This window comes from Chroogloeocystis siderophila 5.2 s.c.1 (genome assembly GCF_001904655.1).
GTDB classification, from domain to species: domain Bacteria; phylum Cyanobacteriota; class Cyanobacteriia; order Cyanobacteriales; family Chroococcidiopsidaceae; genus Chroogloeocystis; species Chroogloeocystis siderophila.
The window spans coordinates 82902-105777 of record NZ_MRCC01000016.1; the positions used below are offsets into that span (position 1 = coordinate 82902).

The following is a 22876-nucleotide window of genomic DNA, read 5'->3' on the forward strand; positions in this document are numbered from 1 at the left end:
TAAGTTGAAAAACTTTCTTAATTAGTCCAAATCAAAATATTAAAGGGAATTGCGAAGTGATGCGACTCAAAGCCGGAATGATTAGATCCCAAAACGGAATTCTTTAAACTCGACGGTGTGATAAGTAATGACTCGGAGTGACGCCAAACTTTTTACGAAACGCCGCCGCGAAATGTCCGCGATTAGCGTAACCAACCATCGCTGCGACCCCTGTAATGGTCATTGCTTGTTCTTCTAAAAGTTTACGCGCGTATTCCATGCGGCGATCGTGTAAATAACCAAAAACACTTGTACCAAAAACTTGACGAAATCCACGTTTTAAGGTGCAGTCGTTTAAACCAACTTGCCGTGCTAACGAGAGTAATGAAGGTGGATTGCATAGATTTTGGCTAATAATGTCTTTTGCTTGCTGAATTTGGTCAATTTCGCTACGGCTTAAGCGCGGGTAAGTTTTACGGTTAACTTCACTCAGTTGCGCAATCTTCATTGCAATCAGTTCTAAACATTTTGCCCCAAGATACATTTGCTTTGTTGCACCTTGATAGGGACAGTTAAGAATCTGCTCAAGCACCAACTTCATCTCTGGCGTGATGCTACCGATATGGTTGTATGGCTGTTCATTACCCGTGATTAGCTGTTGTATGGCTAAAGGTAAGGATGATTCAGAGGTACAAAAGTATTGTAGGAGTTCAGGCGAATCGAGATGAATGTCAACTTGCAAAATTCTTCCTGCGGATTTTTGAGCGATCGCATTTTTTACAGTACCCCACTCGACAAAATTTTGTCTGCTACTGCGAGTGCGATCGCGACACTGGTGATTACCCAACATCTGAAACCCAAATTCGATACAGCCTGGATCTTCATGGAGTGTGATCGCAAGATCATCACGAAATTCGTAATCATGAATCAACAAATCAATTCCATTGAGAAAAATCCATCTTTGATGACCATTACCCAATTGCTGAGGGCATTTTTCTATGGTTTCAAAATCTGATTCTAGACCGTGACTGTTGCGCCACAATTCATCATACTCCCTGTTTGAAAGGGTAATTGTCACGCGTTGCTCCTTTTATATCCTCAACAAATAAACTTAGTTTCAGCTAAATGAAACTTATTCTTATTTATCAAGGAAAAAGAGTCAAGTTTTTGCTCAAGCGAATACAGTATCAAAGCCGCAAAGAAGCGATGTTAGTTTGCAGGTAAATTATTCGGCTCAATTAGTTGAAAGTTGTCGGGCAACGCTTCCCAAGATATCACCAGTTGTATCGCTTTGGTTTGCTCTAGTTGGGTTGCCATAATGACTAACTTTTATGGATCTTGTTTTATATTATCTTGATACAACCGATATTTTTTATGGTTAATGCTAGTGGCGATCGCCTAACTCAACCTACAGCTAGTTACTTCCACTCATCAATCAAATAGTTGTACAAGTCATCCAACACTCGATTAGCTGCTACCGTTGTCCACTGCGAAATCCAGGCTTCGCCATCAACTTCATAAACTCGGCGTTGCTGAACAACTTTGAGTTGCGACCACAAAGGATGATTGGTAAATTCAGTTAGTTTGGATGCTGAAGAATCTGCCATCAAAAACATCACATCACCGTCCATTTGCGGAATCAGTTCTAAAGATAAATTTTCATTGACTGTTTGCTTATTTTGTGCATCAGGACGTGATAAACCAACATCATTGATAATCTGTCCGCTGAAAGATTGCTTTAAGTAGATTCGAGCCGTATCCGCCCAAAAGCTAACTACTGATACTTGCGTTGTTGATAGGCGATTCCCCAATTGTTTCTGTAAATCAGCAATTCGCTGCTGATACGCAGCCATAATTTTATCAGCTTCCTGCGTTTTCCCTAACGCTTCAGCATAAACTTTAAACCACCGTTTCCAATCCAAAGTATCGCCACTTTCGACTAAAACCGTAGGCGCAATTTGTGATAGTTGCGTGTAAGAAACCTCATTCCAATCCAAGCCTAAAATCAGATCGGGTTTGAGGCGTAAGATACTCTCTAAGTTAGGCTGAGTGCGCGTACCGATATTCGCGATTTGGGTTGTTTGTGGGAGTAGCGAGTCAATACCCGTTTCGATAAATGTTGCCCCGATTGGCTTGATGCCCAATGCGATAACATTATCTACCAAGCTGAGGGCAATGACTCGTTGTGGATTGAGTGGAACGCAAGTTTCGCCCATTGCGTGCTGTATAATGCGGCAATCGCTTGGTGACTCATTGTTCAGGTTACTCTTACCTTGGCAAGCTACAATCCAAACAATCAATAGAATTGCTAGAAAAAATGATTGCAGTGATTTATTTATATTTTTAGAAATCTGCACAATGCGACAATACTGATTAAAAATTACCCATTACCAATTACCAGTTACCAATCATCCGAAAGCAACTTAATATTAGAAAGTGATCCGATAACTAGCACTGATTGTTCTGCCTTGTCCTTTATAGTTAAGGGGATCGTAGATAGGAGCAAAATATTGCGAAAACACCGGAAAATAGTCGGCATTGAATAAATTCTGAACACCAATCAATAATTCACCTCCGAATAGACTAATACTACTAAAGTAATCAACAGTGACATAACTCTCAATCGCTGCGCCTTCAACGTCATCTTCAAACGCACGACTTCGGTTTCCTGAATAAAGCAACTGTAAGCGATTGCGCCAGCCTGGTAGAGTTTCATGTTCTACATACGTGGTAAGCTTGAGGGGAGCAATCACGGTGCTGTTTAAGGCTAAAAACTCACCATTTTCATCTTCGTCGTTTTCTCCTTCTTGCCAAGACGCACTTCCACCCAAACGCCAGTTTTGATCAGCTTGCCAATCGATTGTTGCTTCTACACCATAAACTCGTTGCGGAGCGCGAACAATGCGGTATGCTCCTCCTTGTAAGCCTGGAAGTGGTACAAGGTCTAATCCTAGACTTGAGTAATTGTAGAATCCTGCCAGCGATACTTGTAGCGAATTCCACACGCCGCGAATTCCGAGTTCGTAGTTATCTACCTTCTGCGGTGAAGTGATATCGAGATCTGCTTCTAAACTTGTAAAACCTTCGGGTGGACGGCGGAGAATGCGACCAACATCTGGAAGAGAGAAACCTTGCGCAAAGCTAGCAAAAACGCTAAGTTCATCTGTAAAATTATATACTGCCCCCGCATTAAACACAACATCATCGGTGTTGAGGGTTCCACCTTCGACATCTCTACCGTCATCAAACGTGGTATAGTCTTCGGTATTGATCGTCAAATTTACATAACGTGCGCCGCTATTGAGCGTAAGGCGATCGCCAATTTGCCATTGTAATTGTGCAAAGATTCCCAAGTCATCGAGTGTATAAGGCGGCATAAATAATGCCTCGTCAACTTTGCGGTAAATCAATCCACCACTCGCATCAAGTTCTTCTGGGTCAAAAATTTCAAAGTTCTGCGAGATATCCTCACGGATGTAATCCACACCCCAAAGTAAACTTGCTGTCCGTTCAGAATTAAACGGCGTTTCAATTTGTACTCGCCCGCCCCACTGTTCGGTTTTTCCTCTAGAATTGCTAATGATGGTGCCACCAAAAGGTCGTTCATCATAGGGAATACCACCACCATTTTTAAACAGACGATAGAATAACTGACTTTGGACTCGACTACCTAGAAGATTTTCGTGTGAATAGCTGAGTGTTGTGTTTGTCGTAGTGAAGAAATATCCCGCATCTGAACCGATGACGGTTGTTCCTGGTGCCAGTCTGCGTAAACGTGCCGTTTGGATTCCTGGAATGTCTGCAATGCTCTCATCCGAGATGAAATCGGAATCTTGGCTTAAATTGTAGTGATTAAATGTGAGTTGTAGGCGTTGTTGTTCGTCTAAGTTGACTCCGAGTTTGACCAATCCATCAAAAGTATTGGTATCATCCAAGCCGAAATTATTACCGACGCGATCGCCTTGGGCATCAAAAAAGCCTCCTGTCCAAGTTGAGGAGAGGCTACCTAACCAGTCAACTGCACCTTCTGTACCCGAAATTGAGTATTGCAGATTATAACCAAAACTATCACCTACTAAAAACGAGTTTCCCCCACCAGCCGCTGCGGTTGTCCCTAGTTCTACTGTCGAAGTCAACCGATCTTCAGTTGGTCTACGAGTGATAATATTGATCAATCCTCCGGTTGCTTGTGCGCCATAAATTGCATTTGGACCACGAATGATTTCAATGCGTTCAATCGCTTCGGGGTCAATTGAGGCAAGCGGTGCAGTAAATGTCCGATTGTTGTTCGTATTTTGCGGAATACCGTCAATTACAATCGACGCATCACGCCCGCGTAAAGTGAAGTTACTCGGACGACCTGTTGGCTGCGTTGCACCAGGAACTAATCGCGTTAAAATATCTGCTAAATCTCGACTAAAACGCGCTTTTTCTTGAATTTGGTCGCGTTCAATTACTGTGACGCTACGCGGTACATTCTGTAATTCTTCTTCGGTTCGCGTCGCTGTGACAACAATCTCAATCGGTTCCTCGGCTATTGTGCCATCTAACTCAGATGCGGTTGTGCTGAGAATTAATGCTTGTTCTGCTGTGCTTATCTCAGCTATGGGCGGTGCTGCTAAGCCTGTAATTGTTACTTGAATGCGGTTTGGCGCGATGTTTCTCACCGTAACTTCTGTAATTCCCTCTATAGGATTGGTAGCTTGAAATTCATTAGCGTCTGGTAGTGTCAATAAAGCATTGGGAATTTCTGCAATTAGGGTATTGTCAACAGTTTGCGTTGTGGGAACCGATAACGAACCTGCGGGAGTTTCTAGAACAACTTCAACGCCTGTATTGGTGGAGTAAACTTGTACAGATGTAACTTGAATAATTGCTTGTGCTAGCTTTGGAGTGCGATCGCGCTGAAGTGCTGATACACGATGCGAATTCTTTGTTTCTTCTAGTTCTACTTCTGCCCTAACTGCTTGAGTGACTAATATTGGAATAACACTTATACCTAACACAAGAAGTAAATATTGCTGCCGCATCATGCCTCACATACAAACAATCACACTGCCAATTGCTGTAACATCCTTCCTTGCGCTAAGTACAAGACATACAGCTTACTCAACTGCTAATAATTAGCAATTAGAAATAAACTTTACACAAGTAGTAAATACTTTTGAAAGCCGAGAATCTCTTTCAAACGGAATACTTTCGCTTCCAAACGGAATTTTTGTTAACCTGATTTTCTATGTTTGCACTCCAAACATAAAGAGTGTAAGCACCAAACACGTCCAGGTAGTAGGAAGCTATTCATCTGATAATTGATACTCGATCACTACGGCGATCGCTATGGTAATTTCTTCGATGGTTATCTCAGACAAACATCCTAGCTTACGGATGAATCTTTGGGTGTCTACTCCGCGTAATTGCAAAGCATCCACTGTAGAAACTTTTGATAAGCCATTATGACTATCCGGCTCAATTTTAACGTGCCAAAGATTTGATGCAAAATAAGATTTCCAGTCTGTAATAGGTGCAATAAGTTTAATCGGTAGTTTACCAATAGCATCAGAACTTATCACGACCGCCGGACGAATCTTTTTAATCTCCGCGCCTAACGTAGGGTCAAAATTAACTAGCCATATTTCACCACGTTTGGGAAGAACATTAGAAGTCAACGATGTCACCCACTTCTAGTTCTTGCCATTCAGTATCTTCTTGATAATGCTTATACATTTCTTCTGCTTGTCTTTGCAGTATCAGACAACGTTCCTTCAACGATAAGCGCATAAAAGCACGACGTTGAGCTAATGAGGATGTAGAAATGTCGTTTGATTGCTGTTCAATTTTTGCGGTTGCTGGTTGTGAACTTTCCATATATGCAATCAACTTCAATTAGTTTTACGGATATTTCGACCGTGATTATAGCTACTATTGTACATTACCCTGTTCAGTATGCGATCGCCGATACGCGCAAGGATTTTTACCATACTTTTTACGAAATGCAGCACTGAACGATGTTGTACTCGCGTAGCCAACTGCTTTAGCCGCCTCTGTAACGTTAGCGTCTCCTGCGACTAATAATTGATAAGCTTGCTCCATCCTAATTTGATGCAAGTAACCAAACACAGTTGTATGAAACACTTGTCGGAAACCCCGCTTGAGAGTACACTCGTTCAACTCGACTTGTTTTGCTAATTCTGAAAGTGAAGGTGGATTGTCGAGATTGTCAACAATGATCTTTCTAGCATGATAAATCCTGTCGATATCATCCGACTTCAAGAGAATTCTATCACTTGTGCTGCTTAATTCGGTTTCTGCTAATTGTTCGATTTTGAGCGCAATCAATTCTAAACATTTACTTTCTAGATAAATTTGTTCGGTTGTTCCTGTGTAAGGACAGTACAAAATTTGTTCCGCAGCAAGCCGCATTGCCGGTGTCACCGTACTAATTTCTTCATAACAAATCAAAGGATCTCCTTCAAGAAGCTGTTGCAATTCTTTGGGAAATCGATTGAGGTCTCCTGTTACGAAATTCTTTAGTTGATGTCTGTACGGTTCTAACCCAAGATCGACTTTTAAAATTTGCTCAGAGGCTAATGTTTCGCTTGCCCAAATTTCTGATTCTAAGGTTGTTCCCCAAGTAACAAAGTTTTGTCCTGCACGCTTACCGCTACGGTTTCCTAATAGTTGAAATCCAAATTCTAGCCAAGAATCACCAGGCAGAAAATCAAAGATCACGTTGAGATCTTCATGTACTTGATAATTAAAAATACTCAGTTCGATTCCCCGCAGGTCGAGGGTGCGGATGTAACCACAACCAAGTTGTTGCGGACAAACCTTGATATTGTGTTCCTGACGAGCTTGCCACAGTTGCTCGTATTCGTCGCTCAAGAGTGTAAGTGTCACAATTTTTCCACTAGGTGCGATCGCATTATCTTATTAGTTGAGATTAATTCTCAGCTTTCTGCGATTCAGAGTCAAGAGGAAAACTTTGACAACCGCGTTGCGATCGCAAATGATGAATTAAGACTCGGTTGAATCCAACCAGTCACGCAAGTCCTCAAAGGCAGTAAAATCTAACAAAGCTTCACCCAACGCTTCTAGCTGCTCCAAAGAAAGAGCTTGAATCTGCTCCCTAACCTCTTGTGGTATCTCTCCCACCCATCTTTGTAGTTGTCGAAGAACAAGAGTTTGTCCTTGTTCCTGTTTTCCTCGTTCGTAACCAAATGCGCTCGCCTGTGGTAATGTAACTCATAGTTTGCTCCTGCTCAAACTGTTTAAAATCCTGCCAAAACTCTGCTTCCAAGCCTTTTGGTAAAATCATAACCCAATCAATAAATCGATATAGGTTACGAATATCAGTTTCTGGCAACCCTAATTCATACAAGCGGCGAATCAAGCCGAATTTCCAGGTTTTACGCTCTCCCGGCTTTTTTGTTGTTTGCTGCGTTTTTAAATGCGCCATCACTACTGTAGCGAAAGGGTTATCACTATTTTCCAAGTCTTGCCACTGCTGACTTTGATAATCTAAAAGTTTGACAATACCAAATTTAAAATCGAGACTACAATCTGGATAGCTATAACCGTATTGATTTGGTCGCCAATTTGAGTCAGAATCACACAAAATTGCTAAACTAATTGCTCCTTGCGCAAATCTATCAAAAATTCGCAGGTTGTAAGAAAACATTCGAGCAGCAAAATTTTCTTCAGGTTTGGCTTGAATTTCAACGTGAACTATTAACCAAAGTTCTTGTCCCTGAAGTTGCCAAACTTTGACTAATTTATCGGCATATCGTCTACCAAGTTCAGCTTCTCTAGCAATTTATTGAAATTCTTTATCGAGAAATTCGTGAGGACGTTGCCAATCGATTAATGCTGCGGTTTGGGGAAAGAAGAATTGCATTGCTTGCGGAAAGTATGCTTCTAAAACTTCTTTCCACGGGCTATCATTATCGGCTCTTGACAATTCCTCACTCATTCATATCAAAGTTTTTTTATTCGTAATTAGTGCTAAATTACCACGAAGAGCATAGGCGTAGCCCGTCATAGACATTGCTCTAGAGTGTGTAGAACTGTCTATGGTTTTTGACTCTGGGGGAGGAAGGTAATAAAACCAATGGCATGGCTATAGTTACCACATTGGCAATGCAAAGTAGCTCTTGAGATTATTTTTATATTCATTAAAAATAGAACTCTAGTAGTCGCGATCGCATCTTTAACTGGGTTGCAGCAATTGTTGCATTTGATTGCTAAACACTTCGGCGGCGATTGGTCCGCGAATGCGCGTGATTTGATAATCTATGAAGTAGACTTTTTGATTCTGAAACACTGGAAGCGATCGCAAAATTCGATTTTGACTCCACTGACGTTTAGCATTGTCTATCGTATTTTCTCCTGAAGGCAACACTAAAATTGCATCGGTATCAATTTGCGGTAAGACTTCTACCGAAAAGATACCGCTACTACGTTCTTCTTCAGGATTGACAACTTGAAAACCTAAATCTGCGAGTAAGCCGCAGACAAAATCGTTGCGATCAAATAAGAACGAACTAGAAATCTCGTTGGCAAAGCCCAAAACAAGGATTCTCTGCTGTGCGATTGCAGGTGCTAATTGTGCTTTGATTTGTGCAAGTCGTTGGTTGTGATTGAGAACAGTTTGCTGTGCTTGAGAACCGCGTCCTAAAGCTTGACCGATTTGCAAAATGACTCGTTGCCAGCGATCGCCTTGTACTTCATATAGTAGCGTTGGAGCGATTTTAGAATATAGTTTGTAGTTGATTTCAAGGTAATTTTCGCCTAAAATCAAGTCAGGTTTGAGTTGCAGCAGTGTTTCTATAGATGGGTTATTGCGATCGCCTAAATTAACAGGTTGAGTTGTGACGCGCTTGCCTAAATAGGGAATTTGTTCGCTGGGGCGAGTGAAGATGCGATCGCGTAACAGATCGACTTCCGCATATGCGGCGGGTTGTATCCCTAGTGATAATAAAATATCGAGTAGTGGCGGACTCAGCGCCGCAATTGTTTCGGGTTGACCGCAGATTTCAGTTTTACCTACATCATGCTTGACAATTTGGCAGTTTGCTGCTATGTAAGTATTAGAAGAATTAATTTGTTGAATTGTGCCACAAGCCGTCACTAGTAAGCAAGCAAGAATACTCAATGCAATCAGTTTTAGTCGGCTGTAATGTGCGATCGCTCCTAACACATTCAAACCTCTACTAAATTTTTAACAATGCGATGTGGTAGTTTTTCAACTTCACCGTCACAATCTCCGCTGATGTAAAGCGCCCGACTTTCATCTTCTACGACATCAGCTTGATAGCATTGTATTGAATCATCAGGCTTAACAACAGTGAATTCAACTCTACTAAAGACAGCATCTGCACTTTCTTCAATAATACGATAGGCAATTTTGCAATTAAACCAATCCCAACCGTGTTGTAACATCAATTCGCGTTCCATGACTTGGGATGCGATCGGGTACTCAGAACCTGCAAGGATTCCCCAACCGCGATAGACATTTTTCAACGCATGAATATCGCCCTGACGCGTCAAAATTGACAGAAAAGTTTCTGGTGTGAGTCTTCCGTAACAACGTCCATCGGGAAAATCAAGGATTGTAGGCGCGAAGCGATGTCCGCCAAAATGACTTGATTGCCAAACGCGGACATTTTCTAAACCCAAATCGCGTACAATTGCCAAAGCTTGCCGATAAAACGGATAGCCATACTTTCCACAGCAGCGATCGTGACTGCCATGCGTACAAACTAAAATATCGCGTATTGGTGTCGCATCAGTACCCAGATTGGAATCGGCTAAATATTTAGGTAAATTCTGCACCGCTGCATCAATATCTGAAAATTGCGCCTCTTGTTTGCAATAGCCATTTGCAAGTTCCGATTGGCGAAACATTATTAAACGTGTGTGGTGTTGTAGCACCTCACCATGAATCAATAACACCCTCGCCGACGGTTCAACTTGATCAAGTTCATCCGCAAAAGAACTCAAATTTGCAGGCGCAGCTTTCGATTCAAACTCGTTATTACTCCAAGGCGGCGGACATTCAATCAGGACAAAAATTTCATGCGAACCTGCCCAACCAATAGGATCTTCGCCCGCTTGACGCGACGCATCAGCACAAAATTTCATAGCCAATACCACATCGCAATTGCATCCTTATCCTAGATACGTCTATACCTTTAAAACTGCCAAGAAACGGTTCCCTGTACCTCAAACGGTGCGCCAGGAACAACAGCGGCTCGATTTTGCGAACCGGCAAAATACTCGGTATCAAACAGATTTTTAAAGTTGAGTGCAGCGCGAAAATCGTCACTATCGTAGTAGATGGCTGCGTCAACGCGAGTATAGTCTGGCAAGAAAAAGCTATTATCAAGATCGCCAGGACGTTGATCGACAAAGAAAACACCTGCGCCAAAACCCATTCCTCGCAAGCTACCCGATTGAATTGTGTACGTAGTCCACAAACTCGCACTATTTTGCGGAATTGGATTTAAACGATTGCCCACTTCATACGTATTATCTTCGGTAATTTGAGCATTGAGATAAGCGTATGATGCAATAATGTTCCAGCCTGGTAAAATTTCACCCGTGACATCAAGTTCAATACCGCGACTTTTTTGTTCGCCAACTTGAATTGAAAAATCGGTATTGACGGGGTTAGCGGTCAAAACATTACTTTTAGTAATATCAAAGGCTGACAGAGTTGCCGAGAGTCGTTCTGCGATTAAATCGAATTTTACCCCAATTTCGTATTGCGTTCCGCGTTCGGGTTCAAACGCTTCGTTATCAATACTCCGCCCTGCGGCTGGTACAAATGATCGCGAGTAGCTTGCATAAAGCGCAACATCTGTAGTTGGTTGATAAACAATTCCAACACGTGGCGAGAAGGCACTATCATTGCCATCTTCACTAAAATCGCCAAACCGCTGTTCGGAAGTGACATGATCAAATCTACCACCAACGAGCAATTTTAAGTTATCGAGTAAGCTAATTTGGTTTTGTAGATATACTGCAAAAACGTTTTGCTTTTGGCGATCGCCCTCGAAATAAAACTGATATCCTCCGGTATAGGTAATTGCGTCGTAGTTTGGCTCAAAAATATCGAGCAATCCTCCGGTTAAGGCTTGTGGTTCGGGATCGACTTGCGAGCTATACTCCGCAGTCGCATTTCTGTACTTTAATCCAAACAGTAGGGTATGCGCAATTGAACCTGTATTAAATTCCCAAATCAAATCATTCTGAAATGTGAACGTTTCAAAATATTGATCGCCAAAGTAAGCTTCGAGTTCGACGGTGCGGTTATCGGGAAGTAAAGCAACAACGTTTGAGGTGCCTTCGCGGTCTGATTCAAAGCTTGTTGTGTAACGCAACGCGCTGCGTAACGATAAGTTATCCGCAAATTGGTGGTCTAAAAACAACGTTACCCGTGTTTCTTCGATGTTCGTTATTGAATTTTCAGGATCAAACAAAGCACGATTCAATGGTAAGTCAGCAGGGCGATCGCTACCTTCCAAAACAATTAACCCGCGATCAAACGTGCGTCGGTCTTGAATGTAAGATGCTTCGAGTCTGAGTGCGGTACTGGGGCTAATTTGCCAAGCTAATGTTGGTGCGATAAAGTAACGGCGCGAATTGCTCAAATCGCGAAATGTATCATCACTTTCGTAAGCAACATTCAATCGATAAGCAAGTGATCCATCACCACTCAATGGACCTGAAAAATCAAGTGTTGGGCGATAAAAGTTAAAACTACCTGCGGTAAACCCGATTTCATAGTAAGGAGTATCCAGCGGTTGTTTTGTGACTAAATTAATAATTCCACCTGGTTCGCCCTGTCCAAATAACACCGAAGCGGGTCCCTTGAGAACTTCAACTCGTTCTAAATCAGCTGTTTCGGGCGCGGTACGATTATTAAAAGAACAGCAAGCGCCTGTATCTTCGCGAAAACCGTTGCGGTACTGCGTCGCTATAAATCCGCGTACTTGAAACTCTTGCGCTCGGTTGCCATAGGAACTAGCAAAGTTGACGTTTGCGACGTTACGCAGCGCTTCATCAAGGCGAAAAGCTCCTTGATCTTCAAAAACTTGACGCGGAACTACTTGAATATTGGCAGGAACGTCGCGTAAAGGGGTATCGGTTCGCGTTGCGGTGGTGGCGTTGGGAGCGCGATAACCAGTGATGCGATCGCCTGTTACTAGAATTTCAATTTCTTCGTTTAAATCTGCTGTGCTACCAGGTGTTACAGTGAGTATCAATTCTTGCGCAGATGCACTAACTTGTGCTGTCGGTGGAGTATTGACTCCTTCAATTGCCACGCGGATTTGATTATTCGGCAAATTTGTTACCGATAGCGATGCAATTTCTGCTGTTGGGTTGACAAATTGAGCATTTTGTGCGTCCTGTAGATTCAACACCGCATTCGGAATATCTGCAATCAAAGTATTACCAACAACCGACGTCGTAGGTTGCGATAATTGTCCTGCGGTTTCCAGAACTATTTCTAAACCCGCATCCGTCTCAAAAATACTCACACCAGTAACTTGTACAGGAACATTTTGCGCGATGTCAGAATTTTGTGATTTCCTTGTTGCAATCCATTCTGCAAGCGTTTTACTCTGTATCTCCTCTTGTGCTGCTACAGGCGAGGTCGCGATCGCCCACACTGTCCCTAGTAGCATCAACCCAATCAATCGTTGCCTCATGTCACTCACGCCCACGCTCAATGTCACTTGCCTTATGACGCTCATTGCCAAGTATTTGCAAGAAAGCTAAAGCAAACTATAGAGTGAATTGGGCGATCGCGTCTGCTACACGACGGAATTTTTTAGGCACAAAACGGAACATTGGTTTCACCAAACAGGTAAAAATAACCCCAACATCAACGTTGGTAAATGGTCATTGGTCATTGGCAAGAATATATCTTCCCCAGTTACCGATTACCTGTTACCGAACATACCGGCTTCTTCATACCCAACTCGCTACAGATGCAACTCAAAACCAGGTAAAACATCTTCTCCAGAAAGCTGTGCAGGCGTTTGAATCACTTCCACAGCTTGGGCAGGGCGGTAAATCTCTACTTGTTGGTCTTGCGGATTAATCAGCCAACCCAAACGCAAACCATTGTCGATGTATTCTTGCATTTTGGCTTGAATCGGTTGTAAGCGATCGGTTTCTGAACGCAACTCAATCGCAAAATCAGGGACGAGTGGCGGAAATTTCTTGCGCTGTTCAGGTGTTAAAGCTTCCCAACGTGCGAGTTGTACCCAAGCTGCATCAGGAGAACGTTTAGCACCATTAGGCAGAATGAAGATTGTTGATGAACTGAACACTTTGCCTAATTTTGTTTGACGATTCCAATTATTCAAATCTGTAATCAAGTCTGCTTCTTGATTTCCACTTTCTCCTCCAACTGGCGGCACAATAATCAATTCTCCTTTGGCACTCATTTCCAAGCTCAAATCGCGATTGGCAAGACACAGTTGATAGAATTGCTCATCGCTTAAATGTGCAATTGGTTCTAGATTTAGGACAACACTATTCATTGAACCTTTCCATACTGCTTCTCATATCATTATCTGCGATGAGGCGATCGCACCCGCTATACAACAAAATTCTTAGTCACAAGCCGGAACATCACGCCGCAAAGAACTAGGATTAATGCCAAACTCGCGCCGAAATGCAGCAGCAAAATAACCTGGGTGTGAATAGCCAACCGTACACGCTACTTCGGCAATACTCATCTTATTTTCTAATAACAATTGCCGTGCTTGAATCATACGGTGTTTGCGGAGGTAGCCAAATGCAGTTGTGCCAAAAACTTGCCGAAATCCACGCTTGAATGTACAGTCATTCATCCCTACCAAGCGCGCTAAATCAATCAAGGAGGGTGGATTTTCAAAATTATTTATCAATACATCTCTAGCGTGATGAAGGCGCTCAACATCAGAAGATTTCAATTTAACAAGTTGGTTGCGATCGCGGTGCTTCAACATATAGGCTGACTGTATGGCAATCAGTTCTAGTGCTTTGGATTGTAAATAAATTTGCTCAATTTCTCCTTGATACGGATAATTGAGAATTTGCTGTAATACTAAGTGAACCTCTGGTGTGAGAATACCTAAATCAGTATAAAATTCTTTATCTGGATTTTCGAATTGCTGTCTTAACTCTACCGGAAGCAGTTCCATTTGTATTGAACTGAGTGTATTGCTATCTCTGGGCGCGGTTAAATGCAGATCGATTTTGAGAATTTGTCCTGGTAGCCATTCTCCTGTTACTGTCTGAGAATTGGTTTGCTCAAACTGTAAAAAACTACCAGGATAGCTGAAACGACTCGTTTGCTGATGCGGCTTACCAGACAGGTTGAAGCCGAATTCAAGTTCAACTGCTGAGTAAGTGTAAATAATCTCTTCTACCAAAGGTTCTTCAAGTTGATAGTTGCGAACGAGTAAATGCATCCCGTGACCAAGATCAATTGATCGCTTATAAGCTGAACTAACCGATTGAGAACACTTCACACTCAATTCGTAGCTGCTGGGATAGGATGTTTTTGTATCTCGATCTGAGAGAATGAGCGGCATGATGCGATCGCCTTTATGAAGTGTTGTAGCTCTTAATAAGATATATTCTCATTAATTAGCTTCCCTAACAACACAATCGTGATTTTTAAGTATATAGAACAACAGTGATCGCCTAAACCAATGACAGGTTTGTCTGTAGAGCAAGTACAGCAGCTTAGCACAGATCAGTAGTGATATTGCGTCACCGCCGCTTACTCATACAGCGACTTTATACTGGAATCACAATGTTTTCCCATCCTTCGGCAGCAGCCGGATATTGTGGATTCATTGCTTCTAAAGTATCGGCGATCGCCCTCGCAATTACCAAATTACGATACCACTTTTTATTCGATGGCACGACGTACCAAGGCGCATAAGCCGTTGAACAGTTATTAATTGCATCTTCGTAAGCCTGTTGATAATCGTCCCACAACTTCCGCTCGTTGACATCGTTAATCGAAAACTTCCAGCGCTTATCGGGATCTGCCAAGCGGCTTTCTAATCTCCGGCGTTGCTCGTCTTTGGAAATATGCAAGAAGAACTTAATAACAACAATATTATCTAACGTCAGCATTTGCTCAAACTCATTAATAACGCGATAGCGCTGGCGCCAGACTTCTTCGGAAACTAAATCTTTTACGCGCACTATTAGCACATCTTCGTAGTGCGATCGATTAAAAATTGTAATCATCCCCCGACGTGGCGCGCGGCGATGATAGCGCCACAAAAAATCATGACTTAGTTCTTCGTCGGTAGGCTTTTTAAACGACCAAACTTGACAACCTTGCGGATTAATTCCGCGAAAAACGTGCTTGATTGTACCATCCTTTCCACCAGTATCCATTGCTTGTAACACAATCAACACACTACGTTCGTTTTCGGCGTACAAGCGTTCTTGTAAAACTGCTAGTCGCCTTCTTTGGATTTCTAGTTCCTTTTCAACGTCTTTCTTTTTTTTGTAATGTTCGCAAGCATCGGGGTTGATATCAGCAAGTCTAATCAGTTCATCTGGGCTGACTCGATATCGAGGATAATCCGGTTGTGGTGGTGGTTCACTAACAACAAGTGTTTCTGGTGAAACGACATCAGCAACGCTATTTGCTTTTTGTTCCGCAGCTTGAGTGGTTTTTTGCTCCTCAGCTTCAGTCACATCTGCCGAAGTAAAATTATCTGTGCGATCGCTATCTTGATTCATAAGCTTTCGTAGCCTGATTGTAATCTAAACTACTTTTCTTGATGTTAGTTCAGATACAGACACCGCTGTTTCTACCACAAGATAGACGATATCGTTAACACAAGACGCGCAACTGTATCAAGCCACGCTTAACTCATTGCTGATATTTCTTAAATTATGCTTTGGAGCCAACTAAAACTTAAAATATTGCAATTTGTAGTCCTATGTTGCGCAGTTTTGATTAGTTGCACGCCCATTGCAGCAACTTCATCAGTCAATAGCAACTCGACTTATCAGTATCGCACCATACATAGCCCTGATGGTATTGGCAAATTTTATCAAGGGCGTGAAATTGCTAAAGTCATGGGACATACCGAAGCACTATGGCTAGAACGTCCAAGTAGAGAAAGAGAAGAACAGCCACAGAAGGTATTAGATGCACTGGTTCTGCAACCCTCAGATGTTGTCGCCGATGTCGGTGCAGGTACAGGTTACTTTAGCTTTCGGATGGCGCAAAGGCTACCTAATGGAAAAGTGTTAGCAGTCGATATTCAACCTGAAATGTTAGATATTATTGAGTTTCTGAAAAAAGAAACAGAAATTACTAATATTGAAACAATCTTAGGCACTCTTACTAATCCTAACCTACCAGAAAACAGCATTGATTTAGCGCTAATGGTAGATGCTTACCATGAATTTTCTCATCCATATGAAGTTATGCAAGGTATTACAAAAGCGCTCAAACTTGGGGGAAGAGTTGTCTTAGTCGAATACCGCAAAGAAAATCCTTTTATCCCAATTAAGGGATTACACAAAATGACCCAAAATCAAGTAAAAAAAGAAATGGCAATGGTAGGACTGCAATGGCAAAATACTGATGAATCTCTACCAAATCAACACATTATAACTTTTGCTAAAACCGTATCTCAAGAGCTTATTAACAAAAATAAATCGAGCAATTAGGTAATAAGTAAGAGGATAAAAATAAACACAACCTAAGAGCTGGTAATTGATAACTGTTTATTGGAAAGAGTCTCTATTACCCATTACCAATTAACGCCAGTTGTACGCCACTTCTCTCAACGGGGTAAACCCCCGCACGAGAGTGGGTCCTCAATGGAGGACACCTCCGCACGATACTGCCTCCCCGTTACCTGTTACCTGACAAACGTTACGTGTGATAGTTAATTATGCCCACCTACTTAGATAATATTAAACTACACCAATTACCAGTTACCAAGTTACGATGAAAGCTAGATGGATAATACTTGCTGTTTCAGTAGCCATTTTTTTTGGTGGAAATCTACTAACTTCCCTGCGCGATCCGTGGTTTCAAAACTTAACTCGCCCTGGATGGTTAACGTTTGAATCATTAATTCCCCTCATTTGGGCAGTTGTTTGGATTTGTGGCACAATCTCAGCAATTTTAGTTTGGGAAAAATCTCGTCGTCATAGCCGCGATCGCCCGTGGTTCTTCATGGGCTTGTATATTGCGATCGCACTTTTGACAACTCTCTACAGTCCTGTTGTTGTCGAACTACGCAGCCTCGTTGGCGGACTGATTTTTGGCGGATTAGCAACAATATTAGCTTATGTTGTCGCAATTTCTGTCCGTAAGATATCAACAACAGCCTCTTGGTTACTTCTACCATATATGCTTTGGGGACCAATCGGCACGTATCTTACTTGGGTACTAATTCAGCTTAATCCTGGTGTAGGAAAAGTCTAGTTGCTATTTAATTTGTTAGCATTTATGAAAAATAAGTTAATGAATGTAACAATAGATATAGAATTTTAATGTGTAGGTAATTCTATGAAAGACAAAAACTATTCCTTCAAAGGCAGTCCTAACGCTGGATTAGTCCTGTCAATCCTGGCAATCGTTGGTGCGATCGCTGTATTCTTAGTCGGATTTAGTGGCTAGATGAATTTACAAGGGGTCAGAGGTCGGAGGTTAGAGAATTTCCATACATAGCTTGTGGGGTGAAAGTATTGAAATCGCGGCAATAATTCAACTGGCGCGGGATAAAACCTGTTGTAGTGCTTCGCACATAACTTGTCTTTGTTCTGTATCATAGCCCCAGCGATTGAGAAAGTCTTGATAGCGCCCCTCTCCAGTTTTGGCAGTAGCTAATAAATCCTGAGCGTGTTCATCGACAGCAGCAAGATTAACTAATTGAATTAACTTTTGCGTACGCTGTTGAACTTGTAACGAACCTTGTGCCATTCCTTTAGCGTGATTGCGGCGGTGATAGACAGCTTGGGCTGCTGACATTGCGACATTTTTCACTAATAAGTCTGCGACAGTTTCAGGATGCGATCGCAAAGCTTCGACAACCACATTTGTGAGGCAATCAACGACTGGCGAATCAGACGTTAAATAAGTCACAAAAAAGCCTCTAGCACCATTTGGCGTTCTCACCAAATCAGAGACAACTGCTTTGACTTCAGATTCTTGCAATTGTCCAGAGTCAGCTTGTTCTAGCAAGAACTGCGTCAAATCAATCGCTTGTTTAAAAGAAATCTCCGTTGGAACTTCTAAAGCCTTATTCATCTTTCACACTACAAGAATTCATTACCACCTTAATCCTACTAATCAACTTTCTGCACCGCCTCAATCGCCGCTTCAAGCGCGATCGCTACGTGTGTCCAATGCGTCCCCCCTTGACAAAAAACAACATATGGTTCTCGTAACGGACCATCCGCCGAAAATTCCGACGTACTGCCATCAATAAACGTCCCACCCGCCATCACCAACTGACTATCATAACCATGCATCGCTGCGGGAACCGGATCGAGATAAGAACCAACAGGGGAATTTTGCTGAATTGCCCGACAAAACGCGATCAACTTTTGCGGCGAACCTAACTTAATCGCTTGAATTACATCGCGGCGAGGTGCAAATGGCGCAGGATTTACCGGATACCCTAATTGATCGAAGACATACGCCGTTAAGTGATTTCCTTTCATCGCTTCTCCCACCATTTGCGGCGCAAGAAACAACCCTTGATACAACAGACGATTTTGATCGAATGTCGCCCCCCCAGCGCTGCCAATTCCTGGCGCAGTTAAGCGACAAGCCGCCGCTTCTACCCATTCGGCTTTTCCCGCAACATAACCACCAGCAGTGACAATTGTCCCCCCAGGATTTTTAATCAACGAACCCGCGATTAAATCCGCACCAACCGCCGTTGGTTCGCGATCTTCAATAAATTCACCGTAGCAGTTATCGACAAAGCAAACCGTGTCGGGGTTTTGCTGTTTCACAATGCGGACAATTTTTTCAATTTCGGCAATTCCTAAACTCGCACGCCAAGAATAACCACACGATCGCTGAATTAACACCAAACGGGTATCATTTTTAATGGCGTTTGCTAACGCACCCCAATCGACAGTTCCCTCGTCGGTTAGAGATAATTCGCGGTAACGAATGCCAAACTCAATAAGGGAACCTTGACCAGGAGAACGCAATCCAATGACTTCTTCTAACGTGTCATACGGGGAACCCACAACGGCTAACATTTCGTCACCAGGACGGAGGACACCATATAACGCACACGCGATTGCATGAGTTCCTGAAACAAATTGCACCCGCACTGCTGCGGCTTCGGCTTGCACGACTTCTGCAAAAACGCGGTCTAAAATATCACGCCCCAAGTCGTCGTGACCATAACCACTTACCGAAGCAAAATGGTGCGTCCCAACACGCTGATTACGAAATGCACTCAACACGCGTTGTAAATTTTGCTTGACGGCAGCGTCAATTCCAGAAAAAATCGGAGATAGTGCCTGTTCGGCTGCTTGTAGCTGTTCAGCGCTATTCATTAACACCTCATACTTCATTTTCTTGGCGGTGTTTATTACCGAGATTGAGCAGATCTATACGAGATAATTGCATGACCATTGCCACCTCTACTAAACCTCCTCTAAATTGGGCGTTTATTCTCTTTATCGCCTTTGTTCACATCGGTGCTGCGTTTGCCCTACTGCCTAGCAATTTTAGTTGGAGTGCTGTAGGTTTAGCTTTGTTACTCCACTGGATCACCGGCGGGTTAGGGATTACATTAGGATTTCATCGCTTAGTTACCCACCGCAGTTTTCAAACTCCTAAGTGGTTAGAGTACTTTTTTGTCTTCTGCGGTACTCTAGCCTGCCAAGGAGGGGTGCTTGACTGGGTAGGACTACATCGCTTACATCACTTATACTCGGATCAAACACCAGATCCCCATGATTCCAATCAAGGCTTCTGGTGGAGTCACATAGGTTGGATGTTATTCCACGCACCGATTCAATCTGAAGTTCCCCGTTATATCAAAGACATCGCGGACGACCCAGTATACAAATTCTTCGACAAGTATTTTATTCCTATCCAATTTGCCTTAGGACTTCTACTTTACTTTATCGGCGGTTGGTCTTTCGTCGTTTGGGGAATTTTTGTCCGCCTTGTTCTAGTTTGGCACTGCACCTGGTTTGTAAATAGTGCTAGCCATATTTTTGGGTACAGTACCTACAAATCAAACGATAATTCAAAAAATTGCTGGTGGGTCGCTTTAGTCACCTATGGCGAAGGTTGGCACAACAACCATCATGCGTTTCAGTACTCTGCGCGTCACGGTTTGCAATGGTGGGAAATTGATCTTACATGGATGACGATTCAATTACTGCAAACCTTGGGGCTAGCAACTAAAGTCAAGCTAGCACCAAAAGAATCCTTGAACTAGGGATCAGAGGTCAGAGGTCGGAGATCAGATTTAAGCAAGATGAATTAGTTGGGAAGATTATTTAGCAACGGTACAAAGCTAAAGTACGTCACCTATCAAAATTAAATTTCATCATAAATTGTGTTAACTGGTTTTCTCTGACTTCTGACCCCCGATCTCTGGTTGATCCCCGCCCTGTTAATTTTCATTTCTCATTGAAGATCGCCGATCCCTTAACGATAAATTAAGAACTACAGGGATTTGGAGACTTTTTCTATGGCAACTCGCAATCGAGTATGGCAACAGATGACAGAACATTCAGCTAGTTGGGGTTCTCTATTACTACTCATCTGTGGATTAGGAGTCACAATATTTATGATGGTGATGTACTCGCAACAACCACTACCTTAAGAAGATTGATTAAAATTTTCCGTTTCCTTGAACAATGTGTTTGACGGTTGTTAGCGTTTCTAAGCTAATAAAACCTCGCCGTTGTCCTTTTTGATTGGACATACCCAAAAATACAGCATCGCCTTGCGCTGGATTCCGCGAAAAGCGTGGAGAAGCATTGATATATGTTGAGGCACTATTTACTCCTAAAGCAAAGTGGCGGCTTTCCTGGTAAGATTCGGTGACAATGCAGTCAGCGTGACCGCTACTGTGCCGATTAATCCACGCGATCGCCTCCTCTAAGTGATCGACAACTTTAAACGCCACAGTTCGATCCAAGTAAGGATTTGCCCAGTCCGATTCCACAGCTAGCTGTAACTCTGGAAATGCTGCGACTAATTCCGCATCACCTTTAATGTTGAAACCCTTTTCTTGCAAGTTATGCCAAAGACTCACTAAATACGAAGGCTTACTTGCACGATGAATGAGAACTTTCTCGATCGCATTAACAGGGTCAGGTTCGCTTTGATGACTATCTAAAATAATTGTCCGCGCCATATCTAGAGTTCCTGACGCTGACCAGTAAAGATAACAGTTACCCATTGCTGAACGCAATACTGGGGCAGTTGCGACTTTAGCAACTTGTTGTACTAGACTAGGACGCCCATAGGGAATCACGAGATTCAAATACTGGTCTTGCGTCACTAAATCGCGGACGATCCCACCGCGATCTACCGGTAATAAATCTAAACATCCATGCGGTAAACCTATTTCTTCTAGTGCTAGCTGTAAAGCCTTCACAATTGCTGCATTAGAATTACTTGCTTCGCTACCGCCTTTTAAGATTAAGCTATTGCCTGTTTTGATACACAATCCCGCAGCGATCGCTGCTAACTCAGGAAATGCCTCATAAATTAACGCAATAACCCCCAGCGGCATAAGTTGGCAATACGTTTGTGAATCTGGTAATTGATAATCAGCATTGCGCACGCGCCGAATCGGGTCGGATAATTCTGCAAGACGTTCTAAAATTTCTACTGCGGCTTGCAAACGCTTCGGTGTTAGTTTTAGCCAATCCAAAATTAAATCGGGGACTGCCATTTCGCGGCTAGCTTCTAAATCCAGCGTATTTGCTTCCAAAATGTCATCAAATGAATGCTGTAGCGCTTTTGCCATCGCCAGTACAGCGCTACTTCGTTCGGTTCCCTTGGTAGTACCCAAGGTTAAGGAAGCTTGATAAGCGCGGTTTGCAACGGCGATCGCATCAGGGGCTATATCAAAAGCATCAATCATCTAATTAACGTCTATAAGTAAGCCATACCATTAACGCTGGTAATACAGCTAATAGTACTGCGACCATTGCCCATACGAGAATATTTGTGTTTGTATTATCCGACCTCAGTGCTAAAGGAAGCCAGACAACCAATAAGACTAGAATAATGCCCAATGCTATCGGTAAATACGTCTGCCCAAATCGTGGTTGGGCAACAACCCAACGACCGCCCATCCAGCGCCACGCACGTTTATACGGGTAGGTCGTCGAAAGTTGTTCTAATAAGTAACCTTTATCTTCCACAACAAATAGTTGCTGACAGCGATCGCACCCAAATGCCTCTGTCAGCGTAATCGGGACTAAACGCCCGCGCCTGCGACACGGACACGGATAGTCTGAACTGAGATCAATTTTTTTTCCCTTTTGAGATTGCACAACGACTAGTAGAAGCAAAAAGTAGCTATTCCACGAGTGTATCTAAATCCGATCCAAGATGACCAACTATCCGTGCCCGCTTTTTGATTTCTTTTATTATTTTTTACTTTACTTCCCCATGGTCATACTTCACGGCGAACTCTACAATCTATCCTATGAGTTTTTGCCTGCGCCTTACAATAAATTTTTAAAAGCAAGTAACGCGATTCAAACGCGCAACATTCACCTAGATAAGGTGGCGTACCTGCAAAACTTACGTAAGTCTATGCTTGTAGCAGTTTACATTAGTTAAATTTTCTGGCGATCGCTGCATTGTAGAATATTGGTCAACGAGTAAAAAGCTTACTTCTATGCA

Annotated in this window: 23 protein-coding genes; 4 read left to right on the plus strand and 19 right to left on the minus strand. The window is 42.7% G+C overall.

Annotated elements, in window-relative coordinates:
* Positions 1-103 precede the first annotated feature (103 nt).
* The 15 genes from NIES1031_RS18225 to NIES1031_RS18285 form a co-directional block, all read right to left on the minus strand.
* Positions 104-1057, minus strand: a complete 954-nt coding sequence (locus NIES1031_RS18225) for a helix-turn-helix transcriptional regulator (protein WP_073550916.1) — start codon at positions 1055-1057, stop codon at positions 104-106.
* A 340-nt stretch (positions 1058-1397) separates the two neighbouring features.
* Positions 1398-2195: an ABC transporter substrate-binding protein gene (locus tag NIES1031_RS18230; protein ID WP_143167807.1), complete on the minus strand. Its 798-nt coding sequence runs from the start codon at positions 2193-2195 to the stop codon at positions 1398-1400.
* 213 nt (positions 2196-2408) lie between these two features.
* Positions 2409-5012 carry a TonB-dependent receptor domain-containing protein gene (locus NIES1031_RS18235; RefSeq protein WP_236738897.1) on the minus strand — a complete coding sequence of 868 codons (2604 nt, stop codon included), beginning with the start codon at positions 5010-5012 and terminating at the stop codon, positions 2409-2411.
* Positions 5013-5273: 261 nt separating this feature from the next.
* Positions 5274-5654 carry a type II toxin-antitoxin system PemK/MazF family toxin gene (locus NIES1031_RS18240; protein WP_407919506.1) on the minus strand — a complete coding sequence of 127 codons (381 nt, stop codon included), beginning with the start codon at positions 5652-5654 and terminating at the stop codon, positions 5274-5276.
* Positions 5635-5844 carry a hypothetical protein gene (locus NIES1031_RS18245; protein WP_073550919.1) on the minus strand — a complete coding sequence of 70 codons (210 nt, stop codon included), beginning with the start codon at positions 5842-5844 and terminating at the stop codon, positions 5635-5637. Before NIES1031_RS18245 ends, NIES1031_RS18240 begins: the two co-directional genes overlap by 20 nt.
* A gap of 54 nt (positions 5845-5898) precedes the next feature.
* Positions 5899-6876, minus strand: a complete 978-nt coding sequence (locus tag NIES1031_RS18250) for a helix-turn-helix domain-containing protein (RefSeq protein ID WP_073550920.1) — start codon at positions 6874-6876, stop codon at positions 5899-5901.
* Positions 6877-6993: 117 nt separating this feature from the next.
* The gene (locus NIES1031_RS25085; RefSeq protein WP_236738898.1) at positions 6994-7131 is read right to left on the minus strand and encodes a DUF4351 domain-containing protein; all 138 of its coding nucleotides are present in this window, start codon (positions 7129-7131) and stop codon (positions 6994-6996) included.
* Positions 7106-7657, minus strand: a complete 552-nt coding sequence (locus tag NIES1031_RS25090) for a hypothetical protein (protein ID WP_218596850.1) — start codon at positions 7655-7657, stop codon at positions 7106-7108. The genes NIES1031_RS25085 and NIES1031_RS25090 overlap by 26 nt, the downstream gene beginning before the upstream one ends.
* A 135-nt stretch (positions 7658-7792) precedes the next feature.
* The gene (locus tag NIES1031_RS25095) at positions 7793-7948 is read right to left on the minus strand and encodes a hypothetical protein (protein ID WP_218596851.1); all 156 of its coding nucleotides are present in this window, start codon (positions 7946-7948) and stop codon (positions 7793-7795) included.
* Positions 7949-8185: 237 nt separating this feature from the next.
* Positions 8186-9175 (minus strand): ABC transporter substrate-binding protein, encoded by a 990-nt coding sequence (locus NIES1031_RS18260; protein WP_143167810.1) that lies wholly within the window; start codon positions 9173-9175, stop codon positions 8186-8188.
* A gap of 2 nt (positions 9176-9177) precedes the next feature.
* Positions 9178-10119, minus strand: coding sequence for a ferredoxin family protein (locus tag NIES1031_RS18265; RefSeq protein ID WP_073550921.1), 942 nt, complete (start codon positions 10117-10119; stop codon positions 9178-9180).
* A gap of 50 nt (positions 10120-10169) precedes the next feature.
* Complete coding sequence (locus NIES1031_RS18270; RefSeq protein ID WP_084544391.1) at positions 10170-12692, minus strand: TonB-dependent siderophore receptor; 2523 nt, start codon at positions 12690-12692, stop codon at positions 10170-10172.
* A gap of 276 nt (positions 12693-12968) precedes the next feature.
* Positions 12969-13532: a Uma2 family endonuclease gene (locus NIES1031_RS18275; RefSeq protein ID WP_073550923.1), complete on the minus strand. Its 564-nt coding sequence runs from the start codon at positions 13530-13532 to the stop codon at positions 12969-12971.
* 72 nt (positions 13533-13604) lie between these two features.
* The gene (locus NIES1031_RS18280) at positions 13605-14570 is read right to left on the minus strand and encodes a helix-turn-helix transcriptional regulator (protein ID WP_073550924.1); all 966 of its coding nucleotides are present in this window, start codon (positions 14568-14570) and stop codon (positions 13605-13607) included.
* 208 nt (positions 14571-14778) lie between these two features.
* On the minus strand, positions 14779-15744 hold the full coding sequence (locus tag NIES1031_RS18285) for a polyphosphate kinase 2 family protein (protein ID WP_073550925.1): 966 nt from the start codon (positions 15742-15744) through the stop codon (positions 14779-14781).
* A gap of 156 nt (positions 15745-15900) precedes the next feature.
* Between NIES1031_RS18285 and NIES1031_RS18290 the strand changes: the two genes are divergently transcribed.
* On the plus strand, positions 15901-16686 hold the full coding sequence (locus tag NIES1031_RS18290) for a class I SAM-dependent methyltransferase (RefSeq protein ID WP_073550926.1): 786 nt from the start codon (positions 15901-15903) through the stop codon (positions 16684-16686).
* A 283-nt stretch (positions 16687-16969) separates the two neighbouring features.
* Positions 16970-17452 carry a TspO/MBR family protein gene (locus tag NIES1031_RS18295; protein ID WP_073550927.1) on the plus strand — a complete coding sequence of 161 codons (483 nt, stop codon included), beginning with the start codon at positions 16970-16972 and terminating at the stop codon, positions 17450-17452.
* Between the two features lie 282 nt (positions 17453-17734).
* Here the strand turns inward: NIES1031_RS18295 and NIES1031_RS18300 are convergent, their stop codons facing one another.
* The gene (locus NIES1031_RS18300) at positions 17735-18277 is read right to left on the minus strand and encodes a hypothetical protein (protein ID WP_073550928.1); all 543 of its coding nucleotides are present in this window, start codon (positions 18275-18277) and stop codon (positions 17735-17737) included.
* Between the two features lie 38 nt (positions 18278-18315).
* The gene (locus NIES1031_RS18305; protein WP_073550953.1) at positions 18316-19548 is read right to left on the minus strand and encodes a methionine gamma-lyase family protein; all 1233 of its coding nucleotides are present in this window, start codon (positions 19546-19548) and stop codon (positions 18316-18318) included.
* A gap of 71 nt (positions 19549-19619) precedes the next feature.
* Between NIES1031_RS18305 and NIES1031_RS18310 the strand changes: the two genes are divergently transcribed.
* Both NIES1031_RS18310 and NIES1031_RS26100 read left to right on the plus strand, forming a co-directional pair.
* Entirely contained in the window at positions 19620-20444 is an 825-nt protein-coding gene (locus tag NIES1031_RS18310; RefSeq protein WP_073550929.1) for an acyl-CoA desaturase, read from the plus strand.
* Between the two features lie 255 nt (positions 20445-20699).
* On the plus strand, positions 20700-20834 hold the full coding sequence (locus tag NIES1031_RS26100) for a hypothetical protein (protein WP_269086025.1): 135 nt from the start codon (positions 20700-20702) through the stop codon (positions 20832-20834).
* A gap of 9 nt (positions 20835-20843) precedes the next feature.
* On the opposite strand, the gene NIES1031_RS18315 is transcribed toward NIES1031_RS26100, so the two are convergent.
* Positions 20844-22106, minus strand: a complete 1263-nt coding sequence (locus NIES1031_RS18315) for a glutamate-5-semialdehyde dehydrogenase (protein ID WP_073550930.1) — start codon at positions 22104-22106, stop codon at positions 20844-20846.
* A gap of 4 nt (positions 22107-22110) precedes the next feature.
* On the minus strand, positions 22111-22521 hold the full coding sequence (locus NIES1031_RS18320) for a hypothetical protein (RefSeq protein ID WP_073550931.1): 411 nt from the start codon (positions 22519-22521) through the stop codon (positions 22111-22113).
* Between the last annotated feature and the right edge of the window lie 355 nt (positions 22522-22876).

What these genes read in the sequence shown, in the direction of transcription:
- NIES1031_RS18235 (WP_236738897.1), bottom strand. Translation starts at nt 5,012, where the DNA reads ATGATGCGGCAGCAATATTTACTTCTTGTGTTAGGTATAAGTGTTATT.
- NIES1031_RS25095 (WP_218596851.1), bottom strand. Translation starts at nt 7,948, where the DNA reads ATGAGTGAGGAATTGTCAAGAGCCGATAATGATAGCCCGTGGAAAGAA.
- NIES1031_RS18245 (WP_073550919.1), bottom strand. Translation starts at nt 5,844, where the DNA reads ATGGAAAGTTCACAACCAGCAACCGCAAAAATTGAACAGCAATCAAAC.
- NIES1031_RS18285 (WP_073550925.1), bottom strand. Translation starts at nt 15,744, where the DNA reads ATGAATCAAGATAGCGATCGCACAGATAATTTTACTTCGGCAGATGTG.
- NIES1031_RS26100 (WP_269086025.1), top strand. Translation starts at nt 20,700, where the DNA reads ATGGCAACTCGCAATCGAGTATGGCAACAGATGACAGAACATTCAGCT.
- NIES1031_RS18230 (WP_143167807.1), bottom strand. Translation starts at nt 2,195, where the DNA reads ATGGGCGAAACTTGCGTTCCACTCAATCCACAACGAGTCATTGCCCTC.
- NIES1031_RS18300 (WP_073550928.1), bottom strand. Translation starts at nt 18,277, where the DNA reads ATGAATAAGGCTTTAGAAGTTCCAACGGAGATTTCTTTTAAACAAGCG.
- NIES1031_RS18295 (WP_073550927.1), top strand. Translation starts at nt 16,970, where the DNA reads ATGAAAGCTAGATGGATAATACTTGCTGTTTCAGTAGCCATTTTTTTT.
- NIES1031_RS18270 (WP_084544391.1), bottom strand. Translation starts at nt 12,692, where the DNA reads ATGAGGCAACGATTGATTGGGTTGATGCTACTAGGGACAGTGTGGGCG.
- NIES1031_RS18305 (WP_073550953.1), bottom strand. Translation starts at nt 19,548, where the DNA reads ATGAATAGCGCTGAACAGCTACAAGCAGCCGAACAGGCACTATCTCCG.
- NIES1031_RS18265 (WP_073550921.1), bottom strand. Translation starts at nt 10,119, where the DNA reads ATGAAATTTTGTGCTGATGCGTCGCGTCAAGCGGGCGAAGATCCTATT.
- NIES1031_RS25090 (WP_218596850.1), bottom strand. Translation starts at nt 7,657, where the DNA reads ATGTTTTCTTACAACCTGCGAATTTTTGATAGATTTGCGCAAGGAGCA.
- NIES1031_RS18315 (WP_073550930.1), bottom strand. Translation starts at nt 22,106, where the DNA reads ATGATTGATGCTTTTGATATAGCCCCTGATGCGATCGCCGTTGCAAAC.
- NIES1031_RS18275 (WP_073550923.1), bottom strand. Translation starts at nt 13,532, where the DNA reads ATGAATAGTGTTGTCCTAAATCTAGAACCAATTGCACATTTAAGCGAT.
- NIES1031_RS18280 (WP_073550924.1), bottom strand. Translation starts at nt 14,570, where the DNA reads ATGCCGCTCATTCTCTCAGATCGAGATACAAAAACATCCTATCCCAGC.
- NIES1031_RS18310 (WP_073550929.1), top strand. Translation starts at nt 19,620, where the DNA reads ATGACCATTGCCACCTCTACTAAACCTCCTCTAAATTGGGCGTTTATT.
- NIES1031_RS18290 (WP_073550926.1), top strand. Translation starts at nt 15,901, where the DNA reads ATGCTTTGGAGCCAACTAAAACTTAAAATATTGCAATTTGTAGTCCTA.